We start from the raw sequence: 20,482 nt of genomic DNA, 5'->3' as shown, positions 1-20,482 counted from the left end.
ACTTTTGTCAAGGGTGAGTTTTTTATTCTTCAAAATTCTTTATAATTCCTTTCGAAATGCCATAAAAATCCATTCTCATTGCCTGTATCCTATGTTATAATAAACGAAAACGAGAAAAATTTATACTGTAATGACAAAGGGAGAGTTTTTATGTCTATGCTAAATTTAAAAGAACTGGATTCTATGCATTTAAGCGTTCTAGCTGAAATTGGAAACATCGGTTCCGGTAATGCTGCTACTGCACTGGCAGGCCTCTTAAATACACCGGTAGATATTGAAGTGCCAAATATCTGCCTGATGGATTATACCAAAGCTGCAGATTATCTTGGTGGGGCAGATAAAACTGCTATTGGTATGACTGTAAATGTAAAAGGTGATATGAATGGTGTTATGCTTCAGATTGTGGAGAAAGAATTTGCCAGCCGGCTTATCAACACCTTTTATAAAAAAAATGTCGCTTCCATTGATTCACTGGATGATATGGATTTATCCGTATTGCGCGAAATGGCAAACATCACAACTGCTGCTTATGTAAATTCTATTGCAAAAATGACAAATACCTTTATTGATATTGAACCACCGCAGAACCATCTTGGTACCATTGGTGAAATTCTGGCTGTCCCGGAAAAAGAATTTACAAAACTGGATTATCAGGTTCTCTTTATTGATGAACGGTTAAGTTTTGCCCATACCCAGATTAAAAGTGCCATGATTCTGATTCTTGAAATAGACTCTATGAAAGTGCTTTTTGAAGGACTTGGTATCGATTTATAACATTGTAAAAGACAAAAAAGGACGTTCCCGTCTGGAATAATTTCCATTCAGGAACGTTCTTTTTCTCTACTCTTCTTCTTTGTCCTCATCTGCAATTGCCGCTGCGGCCCCGGATACTGCGGCTACTACCGCTATTACAGCTACAATTATTACAAATAAGATTAAAATTCCAAGGAAAATCAGAAGTCCACCCTCTGTCATCTTATTACCTCCTCCTTGTGCCAGATATCTATAGTATACTACGATTCTGTATTATCGTCTATAAATTCTATCATATGACGGATATCCTGCATCTCGCAGTCCATTTCTGTAATTACATCTGCAACATGCTTTAATTTATCTGCTATTTCTTCTGAATTATTAATATGTTTCTTATAGCGAAGCTTGTGCTCAAGACTCGCCCAGAAATCCATGGCAATGGTCCGGAGCTGCACCTCCACTTTCATATGGCGCTTCTCGTTCGATAAAAATATCGGCACATCTACAATCAGATGCAGACTACGGTATCCGTTATCCTTCGGATGTGCAATATAATCTTTCTTCTCTACCAGAATGATATCATCCTGCTGCAGCAGCAAATCTGCCATAGTATAAATATCTTCCTGAAAAGAACAGATGACACGCACTCCCGCAATATCAAACATATTCTCCTCAATTGCTTTCATGGAAAATCCAATGTTCTTCCGTTTGATTTTTTCAATAATACTTGCCGGTTTCTTCAGTCTTGTTTTTATGGACTCAATCGGATTCCTGTTATATTGTGTGGAAAACTGCTCATTTAATACCTTAAACTTTGTTTCCACTTCCATCATGGCACATCGGTAATACATCATCAAATCCCCAAAGGGTTTCATCTCACTTAAAAAATCCTCCGGATGTGCCTCGTCTTTTATTCTGCTAAAATCTAATGGATTCATCTTTTACTTTCCTCATAAGTTTATTTTTCTTACTTTTCTATCATATCAGAAAATACCCGAAACAACTATTAATTTTTTCTAAAGTTATCGCAGCGCTTACCAAAGTCTGGCAGAAAAGAAGTTCGCTCAAACAAACCTGGCTCCTTCTTTTCTGCTAGATTTTTTCTCGCTACTTGCGTAACAAAGAATGTGCCTTGGCACATTCTCGCGCCTGCGGCGGTCGCTTGCGACATCTACCTTATACGCCGCAGTGTGCATCCTCGCGGAGCGTTTTTTACTTTACAGGAAAGCAATTTCCTGTAAAGTAAAAAAACAGCAGTGTCCATGTTTTCTTCAACATATTTAAGACACTGCTGTTTTATCTGCCTTATCGGTAGCTTTGCTTTATAGATGACTAAGGATTACATTTCGTTATCCGTTTTTAGTTTTTCTGCCCTAAAGTTACGGTTACCGTCTGTTCCTGATACTGTCCATCTGTCTGACGTTCAAATACAACTTCTACAGAATCACCTGCTGCACAATACTTAATCGCATCATTTAATTCTGTTGTAGATGAAACCTTGCTTCCATCAAAGGATGTGATAATATCTCCTGCCTGTAAGCCTGCCTGCTCTGCCGGTGAACCTTCCTTTACCTGATAGAGATATATTCCTTCCGGCATATTATAGGTCTGTGCAACGGTGGAGGATACATCTACACCTGAGATTCCAAGATATGCGGAACGGGATTCATCCACCTGTTCCCGGTTGATTAATTTTTCAATAATCGGAGACGCTGTATTAATCGGGATAGCATAGCCCATACCTTCTACACTGGTATCAGAATATTTTACAGAACTGATACCGATTACTTCACCCTTGGCATTCAGTAATGCGCCACCACTATTACCAGGGTTAATAGCCGCATCAGTCTGTATCAGTTCATTGGTGGTGGTAGAACCGTCATCATTTTCTACGGACACCTCTCGGTTCAATGCACTGATAACACCGGTTGTAACAGACTGCCCATAACCTAACGCATTTCCGATTGCGACTGCTGCCTGACCTACACTTAAGTCATCAGAATTGCCAAGGGTTGCAACCTTAATGGTACTTAAGGTGTCTGCGCTGATATCGGAAATCGGAACTGCAACGACTGCTAAGTCACTTCCTGCATCTGTTCCTTTTACTTCTGCGGCTACTGTGCTGTCATCTGAGAACTGCACGGTAATACTTTGGGCACCGGATACCACATGATTATTCGTTGCTACATAGATGTACTGGTCATCCTGGCTTACTATGATTCCGGAACCACAGCTTTCCTGTGGCTGTGATGCAGTATATCCATACCAGGTGCTTACCTGTTTTTCACTCATATTCGTAATTGCAACAATAGATGGCATTACATTATCTGCAATATCTGAGACATCCGTCAAATCGGTTACTGCTTTGGATGAAGTATTTGCTGCCTTAACGGTATCTCCGCTGCTGCTCTTATTCAGGGAAGCCTCTGTCTTAGCAGATTCAGAGTTGCTCCACTTCGTTCCAAGCAGCTGATTTGTTCCCGCAAATACGCTTCCTGAAATCAATCCAAAGACTAATGCAATAGCTGCACATTTTGCAAGTTTTACACCAAATCCACCTTTACCATGTTCTTTCTTTACTTTTTCTTTCCGTTTTTTCTTCTGCTGATTCTGTCCATATGGCTGTGTTCCCTGACTATAATAGGCATTTCCCTGTCCATACTGGGTTCCCTGACTATAATAGGCATTTCCCTGTCCATACTGGGTTCCCTGACTGTAGCCCTGTGAAGTATTTCCGTTCACCTGACTGCTCCATGAAGTATTTGTTCCGTCTCCTGTCTGCTGGTTCGTCTGATTATATGAATAAGGAGAGCTGGAGTTAAAATTGTTGTTATAATTGTTTTCCATAAAGATTACTCCTTTCATCTCTTTGTTACTTTCTGATTATGATAATATCCATAAATTGTGTCAGTTCTGTGTTTATTTATTGAGAAAAATATGTTTCTTTTATGTTTAATTTGTAAAAAGCTCTGCAAAAGAGGATATATTTTACATTAGAATTTTTTCTATAAAAAAGGACATTTTATTTTCACACCGAAATACCACCGTTCTTAATATTTCGTTTTGCTTTTTGCTATAAAAACAGTCTTTCCAATGTTTGACATAGATAGCTCCACCGTTCGTCGAAGTACGGATGCCTGATAAGGACTGTTAGGGGCACTTAGGATTTCGTCTGGCACCCGGCAACGCTGGCACAGGACGTGCCAGCGAGGCGCATCTGAACATGGATGTGAATATGCGCCGGTTGCCAGATGAATTAAACTTTATCCGAAATCCTTAGTGCCCCTTGCAGGCATTATGTGGCATCCGTATTCAACGGACGGTGGAGCTATCTTAAGTCAAAGCACTGGAATTACTCAACCGTAACAGATTTTGCAAGATTTCTTGGTTTATCCACATCACAGCCCTTTCCAACTGCTACATAGTAGCTGAACAGCTGTAATGGAATAATTGCCAGTGAATTGGCAAAATATGCATTGGTCTGTGGAATATAGATGACATAATCTGCTGTCTTTTCAATCTCTGTATTGCCTTCATTGGTGACTGCCATGACAAATGCGCCTCTGGTCTTCACTTCTACAATATTGCTGATGGTCTTTTTCAGCAGTGCATCCTGTGTTGCCACTGCAACGACCGGTGTACCATCTTCAATCAGAGAAATGGTTCCATGCTTTAACTCACCTGCTGCATATGCCTCAGAATGAATATAGGAAATCTCCTTTAATTTTAAAGAGCCTTCCATGGAAATCGCATAATCAATTCCTCTTCCGATAAAGAAAATATCCTTAGCTGCAATGAAACGGTTGGCAAATTTCTGGATCTTCTCTTTATGGCTCAGTAACATTTCTACCTGATCCGGCAGTTTCTTAAGGTCACGAAGCATTTCTCCTACTTCTGCTTCTGAAACTTTACCACGAACCTGTGCAAATTTAATTGCCAGAAGATATTGTGCCACAAGCTGTGCACTGTATGCCTTTGTAGTTGCAACTGCAATTTCCGGTCCAGCCCAGGTATACATTACTTTATCTGCCTCTCTTGCAATGGAGCTTCCAACTACATTTACAATACCAAGGGTCTTAACGCCACGCTCTTTTGCCATACGGAGTGCCGCCAGGGAATCTGCTGTCTCTCCGGACTGACTGATAATAATGACAAGGGCTCCGTCCTCTAAAATCGGATTCCGGTAGCGGAACTCAGATGCCACATCTACTTCTACCGGAATTCTTGCCATTCCCTCGAAAATATACTTACTGGTAAATCCGGTATGATAAGCAGAACCGCAGGCAACAATGTGAATTCTGCTGATATTTCTGATTTCTTCGTCACTCATTCCAAGCTCATCGATGACAATTCTGCCATCCTTGATACGCGGACTGATGGTATCTCTTATGGTCTTTGGCTGTTCATTCATTTCTTTTAACATGAAATGCTCATAGCCGCCTTTTTCTGCTGCATGAATATCCCACTCGATATGTTTGCATTCTTTTTCGATAGATTCCCCGTCTACATTAAAGAATTCTATTTTTTCCTCGGAGAGGCAGGCAATTTCTTCATTTTCAATAAAATATACATCTCTGGTATATTTTAAAATTGCCGGGACATCGGATGCAATCAGATTCTCCCCCTCACCTCTTCCTACAATCAGAGGACTGTCCTTACGGACTGCATAGATAACATCCGGATTCTCTGCAAAGATAATTCCCAGTGCATAAGAACCTTCCACACGATGCATGACCTTGGTAATGGTCTCCAATGGATTCCCGGTATAGTAATAATCCAGCAGCTGGGCCACAACCTCAGTGTCCGTGTCTGACTGGAACTTATAGCCTTTTTCTAATAACTTTTTCTTTAATTTCATATAGTTTTCAATGATACCATTGTGTACCACAGCAATCGTACCGGCTTCATTGAAATGTGGATGCGCATTGATATCACTCGGTGCACCATGGGTTGCCCAGCGTGTGTGACCGATTCCAACCGTTCCCGGCAAGGTAGCACCCTCATGGGTCAGCTCAGATAATACCTTTAATCTTCCGGTCGCCTTAGCCATGTTAATCTTCTTCCCATCAAAGATTGCCATACCTGCCGAATCATAACCACGGTACTCCAGTTTTGAAAGTCCATCCAACAAAATTGGTGCAGCCTGTTTCTTCCCTATATATCCAACAATTCCGCACATAATTCTTCCTCCTGCTTTTCTTTTACATTCTATTCCAATTGCTGTTGTTTCATCCTATCTTTTATAGAACTGTCTTTATCGTCCTTTTGACATTATATAAGAATAACCGGGGATTATCCAGCCCTTTTTTGAAATCTATATCAGCGCATGAACATAATAAAAACTTGCTGCAGATATCAATATGAAAAACATATAAATTCCACCGTATAACATACGATTTACTTTTTGTGGTATCTTTTCAAGTACCAAAGTCAGTCCTGTCGTGACAAAATAAAGAAACGGAATCAGCATCGGCATCAGATACCGCCCCTGTGGCTGATAGTCACTATAAAAAGAATAATAAATACTCAATCCGCATGGAATTACCATGCATATCAGAAATGTGATATGCAGCAGTCTGTCTGACGAAAATATTTTTCTTTTCCACCCGCCTGCCAGATAGCCAATGATTCCAGCAAGAAAAAGTATTCCAATCCCCAGATAGCCCCTGCCCATCAGATTCCAGTCGCAGGTCCTTAATATTCCAATAAAGCTGATCAGTGATGTTCTCAGCCAGCCGGAAGTAAATAACATCTGGTACCATGACCAGCCCTGATGATATGGCGTCGGCCGTTCTGACGGACGGAATCCCGGCTGTGCATACATTTCCCCATATTTATCCGTTGTTCGAAGTCCAAGGAAATCACCATCATATAATATTGCACTCCGGATAAACCACCAGCCAGCTAAAAGTATTGCTACAATAGCAATTACTGCTGCCATCCTGAACATCCGATGCATGTCAGTTCTTTTTCCTTCACCTTCTATTTGCCTTTCCTTCCAGTAGGAAATAAAGAAAAACGGTATACTCATCAAAAGATAACCGTAGGCATTATAATAAGATAATGCACATAACCCTATTCCAGTTCCTAATAGGATACAGCTTTTCCAGTCCCAGTGTCTGTCCCTGCCCCTAAGCCAGGCATAAATAATCCATGCAATTGTAAATAATGCAAAGGAATCATTATTCAGATAACTTCCAAGATACATTACCTGGGGCAGCAGGGTTCCAGACATTACGAACAAAAATCTGCTTCTATTGGTTTGAAATAAGTACTCTCCTATCTGAAACATCAAATATGCCATTCCGGTTATGGAAAGTACACTGGTGAATCTGACTGCCACATACAGCCAATACGCATTTGTGGTAAATAAAAAAGCTATTTTCAAAAAAACTCCGCTTATCATATATGACAGAATCGGAGTAAATCCATATGATATTCCCCAGATTGGATTTCTTAGCGCCGGGTCCGTTCCATCAGGAAGCTTTCCATGGGACGCTATATAATTACAGATATCATATTTCATTGCTTCATCCGGCCCGCTTCCGGAAGTAGTTGCCATACTCCAAATTGTCAATGCCAGAAATAAACATATTAAATACCCTCTTTTCAGAGTCTGATTTGTCTTTTCCATTCTCATTTCCTTTTCATTATTAATTTCTTCTTCATGATGAATCGTTGGTATTATACTCCTGAAAACTTATCCAGACAACTAAGAGTTCTCTTACTATTTTCTTAAGACTTTCTTTACCCTATTGATTTTACAAAAACATACGTTATCATAATAAAGAATCAAGAAGTAATACTTTATGAAAGGAGCCAATGTTATGAAACTATCCATTGTAATACCAGTGTATTTTAACCATGATAACCTTCTTCCACTTTACAATGATCTGCGGGAAAAGGTTTTATGTAAACTAGATTGTGACTATGAAATTCTCATGGTTGATGATGGTTCCAAAGATAAATCCTATGATGTCATCTGCGAGCTTGCCCGCCTGGATACACATATTATCCCATTAAAATTATCCCGTAATTTTGGTGAACATGCTGCCATTCTTGCAGGACTCTCCCGCTGCAGTGGCGATTGTGCTGTCCGCAAAGCTGCAGACTTACAGGAACCGTCAGAATTAATCTTAAGTATGTTAGAAAAATACAGGGATGGTAATAAAGTAGTACTTGCTACCCGTGCTGACCGTGAAGAACCTCTTACACAGAAAGCTGTTTCTTCCCTTTATGCCTATATTATGAAGGAGGTTGCACTTCCCACCATGCCCAAAGGTGGATTTGACAGTTTTCTGATTGACCGCCAAATCATTGACCTGCTGGTCGCAATGAAGGAAAAAAATACCTCTCTTATGGGACAGGTCCTGTGGAGTGGCTTTCAGACTGCAACTGTTCCTTATATCCGGAAAAAAAGAACCATCGGACATTCCCGATGGACTCTTCACAAAAAAATAAAACTTGCCACGGATTCCCTGATAGGATTCTCCAGCTTTCCGATTACCATGGTCACTGCAGCCGGTGCCGGAGTATTTCTCTTTGCACTCATTCTGTTCTTTATTACAATTTACCGGAAAATGACCGGAATTATAACTGCAGAAGGCTATACCTCATTATTAATCGTACTTTTAATGGGTATGGGAATTATTATGCTTTCCATCGGTATTATTGGTTCCTACATCTGGCGTATTTATGATGCCACCAGAAACCGTCCACCATTCATTATTGATGAACCGATGACACCAAAGACCTCCATGGCAGACACACAAACTGCCTTACCTAAAACTGAAAATAAATAAACGGACTGCCCTTCACATAAGCCAGACCAAGGATAAGGCCTATCTCAACAAAGAAAATCACAAGAGACCAGAAATGATTTAAATCCATAACCGGATAAAAACCATTGACGGTCTTTTCTTTTTTCTTTGCTGCCCTAAGATATGCAGCCACTGTTGCAATGCAAAGAATAATAATTGCTGCAATGGCAAAGCTGTACGGATGTGTAATGCCCGCCCGGAAGCCAAATAACTGTTTTAATACCAGCCATGCCTTCGGCACATTTTCTGCCCGGAAGAATATCCAGCAGATGCAGACAAAAATGTCCGTTCCGAGGATGGATAAGGTATCCACCAGAACATTTTTCTTTCTCTCCTGCCCTTTCTGATACCCAGCCAGTTTCCGGAAGCCCTTATGGATACAAAGAGCCAGTCCATGGAGACCACCCCACAATACAAAGCTCCATTCTGCACCGTGCCAGAGTCCCCCTAAAAGCATCGTTATCATCAGGTTTACATAAGTACGAATACGTCCCTTGCGGTTACCACCCAGCGGAATATAAAGATACTGCATCAGCCAGCTTGAAAGGCTGATATGCCACCGTTTCCAGAACTCGCTGACATTATGGGATATATATGGAAGGTTAAAGTTCACCGGTAATTCATAGCCCATACATTTTGCACAACCGATTGCCATATCCGAATAACCGGAAAAATCCATATAAATCTGAATGGAATAGGCTGCTACTGCCAGTGCAACCGTTCCGGAACCAAATATCTGAGGACTACGATATACTTCATCCACAAATACAGAAATATTGTCCGCCAGTACCACTTTCTTAAACATACCAAATACAAATATCTGTATTCCACTTTCCAGTCCCACAAGTGTAACCTTCCGGTTCTCCTTAAGCTGTGGCAGAAACTCCGATGCTTTTACAATCGGTCCCGCTACAAGCTGTGGAAAAAAACTTAAGTACAATGCAAACTGCAAAAAGCTTTTTTCTTTTTCTATCTTCCCGGTATAGACATCAATGGTATAGCTCAATGCCTGAAAGGTATAAAAGGAAATTCCTACCGGAAGAATCAGATTCAGTACTCCCGGTGTCAGATGAAACACATCACAAAAGGAAGTCACAAAGAAATCATAATATTTAAAAATTCCAAGGACCGCCAAAGGCGTGCCTACTCCAATCAGAAGAGAAATCCGGCTCTGCCGCAGATGCTTTTCATCTTTTTTTACCGCGGTAAAAAAGGAAATCCATGTAATTCCCATTAAAAGCAGGCAAAGCCGCATATTCCACCAGCCATAAAAAACATAACTGGCTATCAGAAGGATTCCCTGGCATATGATGCGGCACTTTATTTCCGCAAAAGGCAGCACCCTCTGTACAAGAAGTAAAAGAAGAAGCACTACAAGAAAAAACAGTAAAAAGCTTACACTTGCAAAACTCATCTCTGCTCCTCCTCTCCGATTGCATCATAAATGCACTGTGCCAGAAGCTCATGTCCATATGCATTAAGATGCCCATAGCCAACTGTTGTATTATCAAATCCACTGGCTACAATATGCTCTTTCACATAAGCTTCCTCTACGGAATCTGTCATGTCCGCAAAAATAATATTATATTTTCCACATAATTCTGCAAAAGTATCTCTGGTGTCCACACTTGCAGAGCATTCATAACTGCCATCCTCTGTCAATGTCATATCCGGAATATAATAAATCACCGCCTGAACATCTGCTTCTTCCGCTGTCCTGCTGATATAAGAAAGCAGTTCCTCCGTGGCCGCATAGGTGTCATCACCAAATACATCATATCCGGCATTTTCCGTAATTGTTACATCTGCTTCTCCATTGTTCTGGCTCTGCAGATTCTTATACTGCTGATACAATAGCTTGATATAAGGATTCTTTTCTAATACTTCCAGTGCCGGTATTCCGCTTCCCGCTGTCAGCTCCGGCATTTCATGATTTAATGCCTGAGCAGCTTCTACCGGATTCATTGCCAGTGTTCCGGTCTCTAACGCAACATATTCAGCAGGCTGATAAACCTTAAGGGCATTTTCCAAATTACTGATATTACGGTAAATGGTATGGGCTGACATTCCCACATTGTATACATAGCGGCTGCTTCCATCTTCGTCGTATTTCTCATTTAGCAAATAAGATACACAATCATCCTCGTTGACATACAGTCCTTCCGTCTGGGAAGAACCCATCATTAAAATAGCAGTCTTTCTTCCCTCAGAAGGATAACTGTTGTTATAACCATTGTTATCGGTAGTTCCCATGGCAAAACCTTCCGTTCCTCTCGCCCAGAACGTATCTGCCTGTCTTACATAGCTGGTCACTCCATTTCCACATGGTTCATGTACCGGAGGGTTGTAATAAAATACGCAAAAAAGCGCCAGAATTGCAAATGCTGTAATTCCGGCTCCTATCACCTTTCCGATAAAGCAGAATATTGTTTTTCCTGTTGTATTCCCTTTTTCCGATGTTCTTCCCGCCATGGAGAACCTCCTGTCATGATATAAGAAACAACTTTTCTGAATTCATTTTCCGTCTCTTTTTCGTCTCTTCCTTATTTCCTGCGAAAGAAAAGCTGTCCTATTCCAGACAGCTTTTCTTATGAATATTTTTATTTATCTTTCTTTACTGTGTCTGGGTATCCGCCTCTGTGTCCTCTGCCGTAAACGGATTTGTATCCCTTACTGTATCCGAAGCAGTCTTTCCAGTCTCATTGATTACGGATTTACTGATATTCTTTACGGTCTGTGTTGTCTCATAATCTTCTACATCAAATAAATACTGATGCAGTAAATTTACATTAGTTTCCAGATCTGTAGGAACTACTACATCGCCAAGCTTTCCTCCCATACGCTCTGTGGTAAGCTGGAATGGCCATCCCTGTGTATCTGCCAGTTCGTAGTCTTTGATGCCTGCTGCCAGTCCCAATATTTCAGAACTGCTAAGACTTGTGGAAATATCCGGGAATAATTTATCAATCACCTTATTTAATGTAGGAAGACTGGCTGCTTTTGCCTTCTCGACTATTTTACTGATAACAGTTCTCTGACGCTCGGTACGGCCGTAGTCATCACCACCGCTGTAACGGTCACGGCAATAAGCCAATGCCTGGATTCCGTTCACTGTCTGAAGTCCAGGTCCGGAAACTGCTGTTCCATTGGTTCCCATTACCTCATTCATCTCATTGATATATATTTTCATGGTTTCTGCTTCTTTGGAACTAATATCAAGTTCAATTCCACCCAGTGCATCTACCACTTCCATAACTGCATTAAAGTCCACAGCTACATACTCTTTAATATCCAGATCAAGATTCTTATTCAATGCTGCAACTGCACCGGTCGGACCGCCTTTTGCATATGCTGCATTGAGTTTTCTTAAATCGTCATCATCATCTACTGCCAGGAAAGAATCACGGTAAACCGATATCAGTCTCACTTCCTTCGTATCATTATTAATACTTGCAATCATGATACAGTCACTGTTTCCGGACTCATATTTACCGGTACTGCGGTTATCAATACCAAATAATGCAATGTTCGTATAACCATCTAACAATTCCTGGGTTTTGGCATCAATATTAATATTCAGCTTATCTTCATCCAAATCACCTGTATTATTGAGTTTATTTAATTTAATAATTACAAATAATGCTGCCAGAAGAATTAAGATAACCAGTACTTCTACTATAAAAAGCATCAATTTTCTCTTTCTTCTCTGACGTCTGGTCATTTTCTTTCTTTTACGGTTTCTATTATTACTACTTGTACTCATAAGTCATCTCCATTATCTTATTTTCCTGATGTTAAACAGTTTTTATTCATTTTTCAAAACAATTGAAATTAATATATAACAAAACACTTTTTGTGTCAATATTATCCATGATAGCTTAAGATCCGTTTCAGAAAAATTAAGCGATTCTTAATCATTACACCCACGCTGTTATGGGAAAAATCGGATACATTCTTTTCATGCCTCCGGTAAAGAATCAATGGTTCCTTTAAAAATACCGTGCGGTGATATTTCAAATCACATTTCACACCAATCCACTGATCATGCATGGTAACATCCTTCGGAATCGGAAGTACTGCATCCAATACCTCTTTCCGAAATGCCATGCAGCAGCCCATATAGGTATTCTTAATCATATTTTTAATCGCACCTCTTCCACTGTGGCGGTAAACAAAAAAGGACGGCATCAGTGTCTCTTTGCATGCAGCATCTGTCACTCTGGCATCATGAACCACAACCATGGCTTTCTTCCTCCGGAATACTTCCATGACTTTCTCTACTTTATCCGGCATCCAGACATCATCCTGGTCTGCAAGGAAAATATAATCGCCCCGGCACGCCCTAAGTCCTGCTTCCACATTGGCAATAACGCCTTCACCCGGTCCTTCCATAACACGGATTCTGGCATCCTGTTCCTGATAGGACATAAGGATTTCCCTCGTAGTATCCAGTGAACCATCATCCGATACCACCAGTTCATCACCCAGTCCGATATTTTTAAGTATGCTGTCTATCTGTTCTCTGATATAGGTTTCTCCGTTATAGGTTACTACTAAGACCGATATCATTCTCTCTCTTCCTCTCCTGTAAGAAACAGTGTTTCATACTGCTGTACAATTGCTTCCCAGCTATACCATTTCTTCATTCTGTCCTTCGCTTTCCGGCCAAGCTCCTCCCGCTCTGCTTCATCCATAGTATCCGCCTTCTGAATCAGTGTGGCAAGATTTCCGTTTTCCTTATTCCAGTACAGTGCGGCATCTTCTCCCACTTCTTTATTAAAACCCACATCTAAAAGCAGGTTCAGTTTTGTGGTGCTGAGTGCCTCAAGAAGGGATGGATTGGTTCCTCCCACCTCATGTCCATGGAAATATCCATAAGCAAAGTAGCGGATTTCTGCCAGCAATGCAGCATCATACACGGTTCCTGCAAATTTAATCCGCTTATCATTTAAAAAGCCGGTTTTTTCTTTTAAGCTTTCATAAAAAGCATTTTCTTCCACATTTGTAATAATTACAAGATCTTTTGTGGAATCAGATGCCATAAATTCCCGAATCATTGTCTCGTAATTATTTTCCGGAACAAATCTCCCGACGATAAGATAATAATTTTCCTTTCTGATATCAAACTTCTGATACCATACAAGTAAATCCTCTGTTGGTTCACCTGCTTTATAAGATAGTGTTCCATATGCGATAAATGTGGTCTTCGGCTGATATTTATGATATTCATCCCTGATATACTGTTCAATATTCTTTGAATCACAGACTAATAAATCTGCGTGCTTTACCATTCCCTTTTCCGAATATTTCCAGTATTTACGAATCCATTTATTCCATTTTGCCCGCATAAATTCATGTCCATCCGGGTTTACATAAAGTGTACCAGACAACCGGTGCAGCTGCCTTTTAAAGTGCCCCACAAATGGTCCGATTCTGCATGCCAGCACATAGACAACGGCATCCTCTATCTTTTCTTTTTTAATTTTCTGAATGCAGTAACGAAATGCTGCCAAATCATAATACACGGCTCTCGCTGGTCCGATATCCGGCACCTTCACCCGGAAGCATTTCGCATTATGATAAGTAAATTCTTCATTATGGTCGGACATACACGCCACATGGTACTGAATGTCTTCACTGACTGCCTGTCCGGTCAGATTCTCTACAAATGTCTCGAACCCGCCGTAAGCCGCAGGAATTCCTTTACTGCCTATAATAAATACATGTTTCATTTTCTATCCCTTATAAACTGCTGTAAGTTTTGCATCCAGCATAATCTGATATCCCACTTTTTTCAGACGTCCGGCAAAATCTATTGCTCTCTCTAACGGTTCTTTATCCAGCACAATTCCGCCAGCCTTAAGATATGCTTCTTTCTTTATGATACACTGTTCCAGCGGAACGGCGCTGACATTCTGCGGAAGCACTGCCCGGTTGAAATATCCCTTGAAGCAGACCGGAAGTTTTTCAAAAAGATATCCCATCTTTCCATCCGGTAATACGCCAATGCCTGCCGAAACTAACTTCCGGTGTTTTTTAAACCGGACACCTGTCAGTCCCACTTTATTTAAGCAGGCATATTGTGCCAGTTCTTTTCGTTCTCTCTCCCCAAGCAATCTGGTGCGACGGCTGTCATAAATGAAAAGATATTCCCTTGTGCTGTTTTCTACCAATTCATTTAAAGCATCTTTTTCCTTTATTTCCGCAAGATTAATAAGCTCCGGCTCCGGAACTTCCTGTTCATAAATCACTTCATAAGAATTATGCCCCTGGGCTTCTTTAATCTCTGCCGGGATTTTCCGCCTCTGCACGTAAGCTTCCAATGCCCGCTTTCCCGCATCATAGGCATAATCCTTTGACAGGGAACTGCCTGCCGTGGAACCACTGTGTATTCTCCAATGATAAAGAATCTTTCGAATATGATAAATGGCATCCGTCTGCTCCGTCAGGCGGAGCACCAGTTCATAGTCCTGGGCACCATCATAGCAGGGATTGAAATCCCCCACCTTCTCTAACATGGTCTTCTTTACCACCAGAAAATGGCAGATATAATTATAATGCATCAGCAATTCCGGATTATAATCCGTCTTAAAATGTGGCCGGCTGTGTATCCCGGATTCTGCATCAATCTTATCTTCATCGGAATAAATCACCTGTGCATCCGGATGGGCATTTAACATCCGCACCACTTCATAAAGGGCATTGGGAGCCAGCACATCATCATGATCCAATAATCCGATATATTCGCCCATTGCCATCGCAACTGCCTCATTGGTATTCTCTGAAATCCCACCATTTTCCAACAGTCTGCGGTAACGTATTCTTGCATCCTCTTTATAATTTTCCGCAAGAAAACGTTCGATTTTATCGGTAGGGCTTCCATCTGCAAGACACAGTTCCCAGTTTTCATAGGACTGTCCCAGCATGCCCTCTATCAGTTCCCGTAAGAAGCATTCCGGTGTCTCATATAATGGTACTACAACAGAAACCAGCGGCATATGTTCAAACAACGTATTCCGCTGCACCTTCCATTCTTCTTTTGTCACCATATAATTCTGCCAGTTTTTCGTATATTCATGGTCTATGGGCTCATATTTTGTTTCCATTACTTTAATCGCCAGTCCCCGGAGTCCATGCTTGCGTATCATTCCAACTGCATATGCAGCCTTTTTCGTTAATCCCATTGCTTACTTCGATCCTTTTCCTGTTATAACAACCTGAATGGTCTTAAACAAGATTTTAATATCCAATGCCAGTGACCAGTTTGTAATATAGTAGGTATCCAGCTGTACCACTTCTTCAAAATCCGTAATGTCACTTCTTCCACTGACCTGCCACATTCCGGTAAGCCCCGGCTTAATTCCGAGTCTTGCCCGGTGCCTTGCCTCATATCCGGCAAATTCTTCCTCCGTTGGCGGTCTTGTGCCTACCAGACTCATATCCCCTTTTAAAATATTCCAGAACTGTGGCAGTTCATCAATGGAAAACTTCCGCATGAACCTGCCAACCGGAAATACTCTCGGATCATCTTCCATCTTAAACATCAGCCCTGACATCTCATTCTGCCCCATCAGCTCTTTTTTCTGTTCTTCTGCATTTACATTCATGGAACGGAATTTATAAAAGCGGAATTTCCTGCCATTTTTCCCCACACGAATCTGGGAAAAGAAAATCGGTCCCGGTGACTGTTTCTTAATAATCGGTGCAAAAATAATGGTAGCAATACCGGCAATCACCAATCCCACAAAACCGCCTACAATGTCCATCAGACGTTTAAAAAACAACTGACGTGGTGTTGCAATACACATACTGGAAGTTAAAACCATATAATTTCCACACTGCTCGATTACTTTATTCGGCATCAGCTTGGAAGCATGTACCAGATTAAAATGTACCGTAACGCCCATTTCCAGCAGATCATCTGCCAGTGCCTGGCTGCTGGCTATCGTATTGCCATTGATAAATACTTCATCTACCACATTATTTTTTACATATTCAAAGAAATCATCTGCATTTGCCACCACCGGAATGCCCCGTATAGTTTCTCCCTTACGCATTGCATCCACTACAACAACTCCACGCACGGCAAATTCCCGGTATGGCAGATTTTCAAATTCCTTAAGACAACTCTCCACCAGTTCATCCGTCGTTACCACTATCATGGCAGACAGATTTCTGTCATTCATCATCTTTTTCTTAATAAAATTCTTAAGCCCGGAACGGCCGACAAATTCAAAAATCATAGACAGTCCCCAGAACATCAGGAAAATCTGTCTGGAAAAGTCAGACTGTCTGGTCCAGTATCCATATACCATCATTCCGGCAACAATGATTGTTGTATGAACAACAACATGCTTAAATTCCTGCGTATTCTTTCTCCGCAGAATGCTCTTATAGGATTCGCCGAAAAATACCACGCAGATATCAATCAAAATAAGGACTACCGCTAATCGCTGATATTCCTCATTTAAAAACTCATTTTTTCTTCCAAAACGCATAAAATAGGATAAGGCATATGCAAGTTCCAGACAAATAATATCCAGAATCGTAAAGTCAAGATGCTTCATCCAGCTTTTTCGTTCTTTTTTATACATAATCTATTCCCTCTTATGCAATACAAGCCATCTTTTTAGGAATATTATACCAGTCCTACCCTGGCAGGTACAACCGAATTCTTTCTTAATTTTCTGTGAAAAAAGTATGTTCTTCTTCTGTCAAATGCTGTTTCTGTGAATATACAGCCAGCTTTCCGAATAGTCTTTCCGTTCTTTCTCACTCATCTTCCCATATTTCTCATAAGGAATCTTTGCCAGAACCATCTTTTCATTTCCACATTTAAAACATTCCACTTCATTTCTTCTTGAAACCGTCCGTATCCAGCCACATTTCGGACAAATATAAACTTTCATCATGTGTAACTCTACCTCCCTGTTACTTGTTTTTCTCTATACTCAGTTACAAAGTTACCACTTTCTTACAAATTCTGCAATGCCTTAGTGCTTTTGTCCCAAGGAATAATCTGTCCGGTAACGGGTCAGTCCGGGATGATAATAGGGATCTCCCTGCTTTAAAATATCAATCCAGCGGGTTCTCATATATTCAATCTCTTCCTGAAAACGGCGTACTTTCTCCTCTGTATCCTCCTGTCCTCTGGACTTTGATTCATAATGGTACGCTTCTACGAATGGTTCATATATAATAAGATAACCCTTCTTCCGGATTTTAAGACACAAATCCACATCATTAAATGCTACTGATAAAGCTTCGCAGAATCCGTCCACCTCACGGAACACCTTTGCCGGCACCATAAGAAATGCTGCTGTTGCTGCACTTAAATTCTGCCGCAGGCTGGCTCTATACATATACCCACTATCGCTGCGTACCTGTCCTACACACATATTGGCTGCAATTCCTCTGGCATGTCCACCGATGCCTATGACAATTCCGGCATGCTGTATCGTATCATCCGGGTAATAAAGCTTTGCTCCCACTGCTCCGGTATTTTCTTTTCCGCACAGGGTAAGCATCCGTTCCATGTAATCCTTTGTTATAATCTCAATATCATTATTTAAGAATAAAAGATATTCTCCTTTTGCATAGGATGCTCCATAGTTATTAATGGCTGAATAATTAAAAGTACCCGGTATCTCAGGTTTCCATTCTACCACGCGGATATCCGGATACTGCATCTGCAGCTCTTTATAATAATCAAAGATTTCTTCGCTTTTACTGTTATTTTCTATAATGATAATCTCATAATTCCGGTAGCTGCCCTGCCGAATGGATGTGATGCATTTTTCCAAAGAAGCTTTTTCGTCTTTATTCGGTATCAGAATGGATACCAATGGCTGCTTCTTTTTGTGACTGCCTGCTGCCATAGATGCATGCTCTACTCTCGGTGCATGCTCCGCCTTTGTATGATAAAGCACTTTGGGAATATGGATGATACTATCGGACTGCTTTGCCGCCCGGCAGATCAGTTCTTCTATTGCAGGATTTCCGTCATTTTCTTTTAGTGCCTGCAGGAATACCGTTTTTCTGATGCAGCATAAATGTCTGATATAACAGTAGTTTTCCAGATAATCCGGGCTGAAGTCCGGCTTTAAAAGAGGCTCTGCTGTCTCCGTTGTCTTTGATTCATCCGGACATCTGACATCTTCATCCGTATAAACCAAATCCGGCTTTCCGATTTCTTCCCAGTGAATTCCTGACTGCTTTGTCTCTTTTGGAAAAGCAATGGCATGGGCAAGCTCGTATAAAGCATCCGGTTCTATGGTGTCACCCGCCTCAATAAGCGCTGTATATTCCCCGGAAAGTTCTATTTCTTTTCCGGTACAAAGCTTATCGATACAGGTTAGATTCCAGTTGGTATAGCTCTGCTGTTCTAACATAGCCAACGCATCTTCTCTATTTTCTCCCATATAAACACAACTGATAAGCGGTCGATAAGACCACTTATCAGATTCTTTTGTCTGTATCTTAAGTTGTGCTTCTGTTACCTTATGGCCTACTGCATATTCCGCATAGGAAATCTGCTCCGGTTCTCCTTTTTCTTTCAGGCGGATGAAGAATTCCTTTAAACCATAATTTTTTAAATATCGGAAACCTTTTCTGAGGTTATAAAGGCTCAGTTTCATCTTGTCTCCTTTTTTCACTGCTCTAATCTCACTGCGCTAATCTCGTCGTTCTAATCAGGCAGCTTTATTTTCTAAAATTAATCTCTGTCATAAATATCTCTGGTATATACCTTGTCCTGCACGTCCTCTAAGTCTGCACTGTTACGGTTGGATACAATAACATCGGACATCTTCTTGAACTCATCTAAGTCACGGATTACTTTGGAATTATAGAAGCTGTCATCCTTTAAGGTTGGCTCATAAATCACTACTTCAATGCCCTTTGCTTTCAGACGTTTCATAACGCCCTGAATAGAAGACTGGCGGAAGTTATCGGAATTGGTCTTCATGGTCAGACGATAAATACCTACTACAGAAGGATTTCTATCTAAAATCTGCTGTGCAATGAAATCTTTTCTTGTCGTATTGGCTGCAACGATTGCTCCGATAATATCATTTGGAACGTCCGCATAATTTGCCAGTAACTGCTTGGTATCCTTTGGCAGGCAGTATCCGCCATATCCGAAGGATGGATTGTTATAATAATTACCGATTCGTGGGTCTAAGCCTACGCCTTCGATAATCTGTCTGGTATTTAATCCTCTTACCTCTGCATAGGTATCCAGCTCATTAAAATAGGAAACACGCAGTGCAAGATAAGTATTTGCAAATAATTTGATTGCTTCTGCCTCGGTGAGGTGTGCTAATAATACCGGAATATCCTCTTTGATAGCACCCTGTTTTAATAAGCCGGCAAACTCTTCTGCCTTTGCCCTTAAGCTTTCATCCTCTTTCGGATATCCCACTACGATACGGGATGGATAGAGGTTATCATATAATGCTCTTCCTTCTCTTAAGAATTCCGGAGAGAAGATGATATTTTTGCTGCCAAACTGCGCTCTTACTTTTTCGGTATAGCCAACCGGAACTGTAGATTTGATAACCATAATTGCATCCGGTGCATATTCCATAACCAGCTTGATTACGGCTTCTACGGATGATGTATCAAAGTAATTCTTCTTCTCATCATAGTTGGTCGGAGTGGAAATGATAATAAAATCTGCTCCTTCATATGCTGCCTTTGCATCTGTGGTAGCCCGCAGATTCAATGGTTTCTCTGCTAAATATTCTTCAATCTCCTTATCGACGATTGGAGATTTCTTATGATTAATCAGATCGACCTTCTCTTCAACAATGTCGACTGCCCATACCTCATTATTCTGTGCTAATAAAATGGAATTTGACAATCCCACATAACCGGTTCCTGCTACTGCAATTTTCATGTGTATCCTC

General features: G+C 40.9%; 17 protein-coding genes. 2 read left to right on the top strand and 15 right to left on the bottom strand.

Features of this window, described 5'->3' with window-relative positions; genetic code table 11:
* Positions 1-150: 150 nt before the first annotated feature.
* A complete protein-coding gene (locus DWV68_RS02020; protein WP_117840517.1) occupies positions 151-774 on the top strand; it encodes a chemotaxis protein CheC in 624 nt (207 codons plus the stop codon).
* Between the two features lie 66 nt (positions 775-840).
* Here the strand turns inward: DWV68_RS02020 and DWV68_RS14860 are convergent, their stop codons facing one another.
* The 5 genes from DWV68_RS14860 to DWV68_RS02000 all read right to left on the bottom strand — a co-directional run bounded on the left by DWV68_RS14860 (position 841) and on the right by DWV68_RS02000 (position 7,387).
* Complete coding sequence (locus DWV68_RS14860; protein WP_022244432.1) at positions 841-975, bottom strand: hypothetical protein; 135 nt, start codon at positions 973-975, stop codon at positions 841-843.
* A gap of 38 nt (positions 976-1,013) precedes the next feature.
* Entirely contained in the window at positions 1,014-1,691 is a 678-nt protein-coding gene (locus tag DWV68_RS02015) for a GTP pyrophosphokinase (RefSeq protein WP_117840515.1), read from the bottom strand.
* Positions 1,692-2,112: 421 nt separating this feature from the next.
* Positions 2,113-3,600 carry a S1C family serine protease gene (locus DWV68_RS02010; RefSeq protein WP_118056457.1) on the bottom strand — a complete coding sequence of 496 codons (1,488 nt, stop codon included), beginning with the start codon at positions 3,598-3,600 and terminating at the stop codon, positions 2,113-2,115.
* Positions 3,601-4,105: 505 nt separating this feature from the next.
* Positions 4,106-5,932, bottom strand: coding sequence for a glutamine--fructose-6-phosphate transaminase (isomerizing) (gene glmS, locus DWV68_RS02005; protein WP_118056458.1), 1,827 nt, complete (start codon positions 5,930-5,932; stop codon positions 4,106-4,108).
* 135 nt (positions 5,933-6,067) lie between these two features.
* Positions 6,068-7,387, bottom strand: coding sequence for an ArnT family glycosyltransferase (locus DWV68_RS02000; RefSeq protein WP_158551977.1), 1,320 nt, complete (start codon positions 7,385-7,387; stop codon positions 6,068-6,070).
* A 193-nt stretch (positions 7,388-7,580) separates the two neighbouring features.
* On the opposite strand from DWV68_RS02000, the gene DWV68_RS01995 reads away from it, so the two are divergent.
* Positions 7,581-8,555 carry a glycosyltransferase family 2 protein gene (locus DWV68_RS01995; RefSeq protein WP_117697452.1) on the top strand — a complete coding sequence of 325 codons (975 nt, stop codon included), beginning with the start codon at positions 7,581-7,583 and terminating at the stop codon, positions 8,553-8,555.
* Here the strand turns inward: DWV68_RS01995 and DWV68_RS01990 are convergent.
* The 10 genes from DWV68_RS01990 to DWV68_RS01945 form a co-directional block, all read right to left on the bottom strand.
* Complete coding sequence (locus DWV68_RS01990) at positions 8,536-9,987, bottom strand: MBOAT family O-acyltransferase (protein WP_118664896.1); 1,452 nt, start codon at positions 9,985-9,987, stop codon at positions 8,536-8,538. The two genes, DWV68_RS01995 and DWV68_RS01990, sit on opposite strands and share 20 nt — an antisense overlap.
* Positions 9,984-11,045, bottom strand: a complete 1,062-nt coding sequence (locus DWV68_RS01985) for an SGNH/GDSL hydrolase family protein (RefSeq protein ID WP_118664894.1) — start codon at positions 11,043-11,045, stop codon at positions 9,984-9,986. Before DWV68_RS01985 ends, DWV68_RS01990 begins: the two co-directional genes overlap by 4 nt.
* Before the next feature lie 142 nt (positions 11,046-11,187).
* A complete protein-coding gene (locus DWV68_RS01980; protein ID WP_118088235.1) occupies positions 11,188-12,336 on the bottom strand; it encodes an LCP family protein in 1,149 nt (382 codons plus the stop codon).
* Between the two features lie 101 nt (positions 12,337-12,437).
* Positions 12,438-13,142, bottom strand: a complete 705-nt coding sequence (locus tag DWV68_RS01975) for a glycosyltransferase family 2 protein (protein ID WP_118664892.1) — start codon at positions 13,140-13,142, stop codon at positions 12,438-12,440.
* A complete protein-coding gene (gene cps2T / locus DWV68_RS01970) occupies positions 13,139-14,305 on the bottom strand; it encodes a beta 1-4 rhamnosyltransferase Cps2T (protein WP_117699310.1) in 1,167 nt (388 codons plus the stop codon). The genes DWV68_RS01975 and cps2T overlap by 4 nt, the downstream gene beginning before the upstream one ends.
* Positions 14,306-14,308: 3 nt before the next feature.
* Positions 14,309-15,757, bottom strand: coding sequence for a glycosyltransferase family 2 protein (locus DWV68_RS01965; RefSeq protein ID WP_118664890.1), 1,449 nt, complete (start codon positions 15,755-15,757; stop codon positions 14,309-14,311).
* 3 nt (positions 15,758-15,760) lie between these two features.
* Complete coding sequence (locus DWV68_RS01960) at positions 15,761-17,167, bottom strand: sugar transferase (RefSeq protein WP_118664888.1); 1,407 nt, start codon at positions 17,165-17,167, stop codon at positions 15,761-15,763.
* 120 nt (positions 17,168-17,287) lie between these two features.
* The gene (locus DWV68_RS01955; protein WP_022244445.1) at positions 17,288-17,485 is read right to left on the bottom strand and encodes a hypothetical protein; all 198 of its coding nucleotides are present in this window, start codon (positions 17,483-17,485) and stop codon (positions 17,288-17,290) included.
* A gap of 81 nt (positions 17,486-17,566) precedes the next feature.
* Complete coding sequence (locus tag DWV68_RS01950; RefSeq protein ID WP_118664886.1) at positions 17,567-19,210, bottom strand: glycosyltransferase family 2 protein; 1,644 nt, start codon at positions 19,208-19,210, stop codon at positions 17,567-17,569.
* Between the two features lie 77 nt (positions 19,211-19,287).
* Positions 19,288-20,472 carry a nucleotide sugar dehydrogenase gene (locus tag DWV68_RS01945; RefSeq protein WP_118056466.1) on the bottom strand — a complete coding sequence of 395 codons (1,185 nt, stop codon included), beginning with the start codon at positions 20,470-20,472 and terminating at the stop codon, positions 19,288-19,290.
* Positions 20,473-20,482: the final 10 nt, after the last annotated feature.

The organism is Roseburia sp. AF12-17LB (genome assembly GCF_003479605.1).
GTDB lineage: Bacteria > Bacillota > Clostridia > Lachnospirales > Lachnospiraceae > Roseburia_C > Roseburia_C amylophila.
The sequence above is the reverse complement of the archived record's forward strand: the minus strand, read 5'-3'. Positions and strand labels throughout refer to the sequence as shown.